Origin of the sequence: Dietzia sp. B19, assembly GCF_014145155.1 — a bacterium.
GTDB lineage: Bacteria > Actinomycetota > Actinomycetes > Mycobacteriales > Mycobacteriaceae > Dietzia > Dietzia natronolimnaea.
Window position 1 is genome coordinate 1 of the sequence record NZ_JAALED010000485.1, and the last position, 3329, is coordinate 3329.

At 71.9% G+C, this 3329-nt stretch carries 5 protein-coding genes; 2 read left to right on the top strand and 3 right to left on the bottom strand.

Annotated features, from left to right (window positions below):
• Window positions 1-182: 182 nt before the first annotated feature.
• On the bottom strand, window positions 183-758 hold the full coding sequence (locus G6020_RS13360; RefSeq protein ID WP_182610955.1) for a hypothetical protein: 576 nt from the start codon (window positions 756-758) through the stop codon (window positions 183-185).
• A 30-nt stretch (window positions 759-788) separates the two neighbouring features.
• Between G6020_RS13360 and G6020_RS13365 the strand changes: the two genes are divergently transcribed.
• Window positions 789-1139, top strand: a complete 351-nt coding sequence (locus tag G6020_RS13365) for a VOC family protein (RefSeq protein ID WP_182610956.1) — start codon at window positions 789-791, stop codon at window positions 1137-1139.
• Between the two features lie 30 nt (window positions 1140-1169).
• On the opposite strand, the gene G6020_RS13370 is transcribed toward G6020_RS13365, so the two are convergent.
• A complete protein-coding gene (locus G6020_RS13370; RefSeq protein WP_182610957.1) occupies window positions 1170-2054 on the bottom strand; it encodes a sigma-70 family RNA polymerase sigma factor in 885 nt (294 codons plus the stop codon).
• The gene (locus tag G6020_RS13375) at window positions 2051-2551 is read right to left on the bottom strand and encodes a carboxymuconolactone decarboxylase family protein (protein ID WP_241732713.1); all 501 of its coding nucleotides are present in this window, start codon (window positions 2549-2551) and stop codon (window positions 2051-2053) included. Before G6020_RS13375 ends, G6020_RS13370 begins: the two co-directional genes overlap by 4 nt.
• 108 nt (window positions 2552-2659) lie before the next feature.
• Between G6020_RS13375 and G6020_RS13380 the strand changes: the two genes are divergently transcribed.
• Window positions 2660-3253 (top strand): DUF1707 domain-containing protein, encoded by a 594-nt coding sequence (locus G6020_RS13380; protein ID WP_179523744.1) that lies wholly within the window; start codon window positions 2660-2662, stop codon window positions 3251-3253.
• The last annotated feature ends 76 nt before the right edge of the window (window positions 3254-3329 follow it).

The window sequence follows — 3329 nt, forward strand, 5'->3', positions numbered from 1 at the left end:
CACCGCCCTGGACGGCGTGTGCGTGGTGTCGGCCGTGATGACCGCGCCCGATCCAGGCGCCGCCGCCACCGCACTCCTCGGACGATGGGACCTGGCGCGGACACGATCCCGGGCGTGAGGGCCGGGCGAGAGGCTCGGGCGACGGGCCCGTCACCGGCGGTCCCGCCCCCGCCCACGATCCTTCAGTCCCCCCAGGGGTGGCAGACGCCGAACCCTCCGTAGCCGGTACCGATCGTCGGATGCGTGGACAGGGTCAGCTCGTCCCGGTGGTCGTTGACCAGGTAGACGTAGTGGATCCCGGGCCGCGTCGGTCCCTCGTCGGTGGGCCTGGGCCGGAAACCGTGCGGCTCGACGGCGTTCAGGACCTCCTCCAGAGCCCGGTCCCACCCGGCGGGGTCCAGGGCATCGGGGTGACGCATCTCGCGGGCGTAGAACTTGCCGATCCCGGCGTCCCCGACACCGGCCGCGTCGCTCCGACTGGGACAGGCGACCTCCTGCGCCGCGCGCGCCTCCCTCCATCCGTCCGCACCGATCCTGCCCTCGAGGACCCGTCGGATCTCCGCCTGTCCCGCCTCGAGTGCCGCGCGTGAGCCGGGGACATCGATCGTGGTGTCGAGCGGAACGTTCGCCGCGCCGATCGGGCCGGTGCTCGTCGGAGGGGACGGCACAGGGGTCGGCGCGGCCCCGCCCGCGCAGGCCGTCGCGGCGAGGAGGACCGGGGGAGCCAGAACCGGGTAGAGGGATCGAAACCGCGCCACCGCACCCATGGTGCCCGTACCGTCGGGCGCATGCAGGACAGGACCCCGGACCAGATCACCATGGTCGAATTCCCCAGTACGTCGATGCCCGCGACCGCCGAGTTCCTGGCGACCGTGTGCGGCTGGTCGCCCACCGTGTACGGGACGTCGTACACCGACCTCACCGGCGGCGGGATCGAGGTGGGGATCCAGGGCGACGACGACGAGCAGTCACCGGCACCGCTGATGGTGATCCTGGTTGCCGACCTGGCCGAGGCGCGCGGACGGGTCGAGGCCACGGGTGGCGTGGTGACCCTCGAGCCCTTCTCCTTCCCGGGCGGCCGACGGTTCCACTTCCGGGAGCCCGGCGGGAACGAGATGGCCATGTGGGTGCCCGAGTAGCCCCAGACCGGGCTGCCGCGGGCCGCCGCCTCACGCGCTCGGCTCGAACCCCTCCGGAAACGCGAGCCGCGTGAGTTTGGCCGGGTTGGAGTGGAAGTAGACCCGCGTGACGCGGCCGTCGACCACACCCAGCTGGGCCACCCGGACGACCCCACGGGAGACCACAGCCAGCGCGAACTCCCCGTTCACCTCGACCGGAGCGATCATGCCGTCGGACAGCTCCGCCGCCTTGATGAGGAAGTACGCACACTTGCGGGCCCCCACGATGTCCCTGCGGGCGGCGTTGACCTTCCCGTCGCTGTCCGAGACCACCCGGGCGTCCGCGGTGAGCACCTTGATCGTCTGCTGGAGGTCACCGGCCAGGACGGCCTCGACAAGCCGAGAGATCACCGCATCCGGTGCACGCTCCGGCGGACGCAGGTCGGTGTCCAATCTGCGCCTCGCCCGGCTCACCCACTGACGGACCGTGGGCACGGCCGCGTCCAGCGCGCCGGCGATCTCGGCGTAGGGCAGGGAGTAGGCCTCGCGCAGGACGAAGGCCGCGCGCTCCTCGGGGCCGAGCTGCTCGTAGGCCAGCAGGACGGCGATCCGCAGGTCGTCGCGCTGCTCGGCCAGCTCCGAGGGCAACAGGGCGGTGTCGACGGGTTCGGGGAGCCACGCCCCCACGTAGTCCTCCCGCCTGCGTCGCCGCAGCCGGTCCAGGCACAGGCGCGTGGTGACCGTGGTGAGCCACGCCTCGGGGTTGTCGGGCGCCGATCCCGCCTCGAGACCGACCAGGCGGGCCAGGGCCTCGGCGGCGGCGTCCTCCGCGTCGGCCCACGTCCCGGTGATGCGGTACCCGACCCCGAGGAGCCGTCCCCGGACCCGGTCCACCGCGGCCCGGTCGAGTCCGGCGAGCGCACCGGCCGTCGTCACCTCGGGCGAACGGGATCGATGTCCTCCCGGCGCACGCCCTTGAGCGAGCCCGGATCCTTCCGGGTGGCCACTGCGATCCGGTTCCATGCGTTGATGGTGACGACCTCCATCAGCAGCTGTCCAGTGCCCGACTCGCCCCGGTGTCGGACCACGTCGTCCCAGAGCTCGTCCGAGACCGAGTCCTCGCCGCGGATGTGGGTGACCGCGTCGGCGAACCGCAGGACCGTGAGGTCGCCCTCGGACAGCTCACCGGCGTGGGCGGGCCAGTCCTCGGCGGCCACGATCCGGGCGTCGTCCCAGCCGTCTTTACGGGCGTCGCGCCGGTGCATGGCGGTGCAGAAGCGGCACTCGTTCACCGCCGAGACGCGGAGCCTGATGAGGTGACTGTCGGAGCGGGAGACCCGGGCCCGGGTGTAGGCCTCGAGCGCCAGCATGGGCGCCATCGCGCCCGCGCTGACCTGTTTGCGCTGTCCGTGGTCGTTCTGATGTGTACTCATACCCCTTCGACGCACCAGCGTCACCGGATGTGACACGCTGCCGGAAATGACAGCGGATGGGTGCGATCACCTATGGCGGTCGGAGGCGTCCCCTCATAGCCTGGACACATGACCGATCCCGATGATCTGTTGCTCTCGGACTCCGAGCGTCTGCACGCCCTCACCGCGCTGGGCGACCACTATGCCGCGGGGCGCCTCGACGACCCGGAGTTCCACTCCCGTTCGGGCGACATCGCAGCGGCCCGCACCCTGGGCCAGCTGCGCGGGTCGTTCAGCGATCTCCCGGGCGGAATGCCCCTGACCAGCGTCGACGGCATGATCGTCCAGTCGGCCACGGCGGCGGGTGGCGAGCTGGTGCGCACCTCGTCGTCGTCGCCGGCGGCATCGGACCCGGATCGCGAGCTCCAGGATCTCCGCAAACGGGGCAAGACGGTGGAGACGCTCGACGGGTTGGTCCTGGGGGCGACGCTCGTGGCGTTCCTCGTACTCCAGTTCGTGGTGGGCTGGGATTACGCGTGGATCGTCTGGCCGTCGCTGGTCCTGACCCTGGGGGTTCCGCGCGCCATCCTGCAGTTCACCGACTCGGACGAGGAGCTCTACGAGGAGCTCAAGGAGTCCGACGACGAGGCGCGCAAGGAACGCCTCCGCGCGGCCACCGAGCGGATCCGCGAGCTGGGCGACGGGCGCGAGACGCGGGACTGACCCCTTCGGCCGGGTCCCGCCGTCCACGGTTCTACCCGGCGGGGTTGCCCGGACCGTGCCCGGTCCCCGGCCCGTG

What these genes read in the sequence shown, in the direction of transcription:
- G6020_RS13380 (WP_179523744.1), top strand. Translation starts at nt 2,660, where the DNA reads ATGACCGATCCCGATGATCTGTTGCTCTCGGACTCCGAGCGTCTGCAC.
- G6020_RS13375 (WP_241732713.1), bottom strand. Translation starts at nt 2,551, where the DNA reads ATGAGTACACATCAGAACGACCACGGACAGCGCAAACAGGTCAGCGCG.
- G6020_RS13365 (WP_182610956.1), top strand. Translation starts at nt 789, where the DNA reads ATGCAGGACAGGACCCCGGACCAGATCACCATGGTCGAATTCCCCAGT.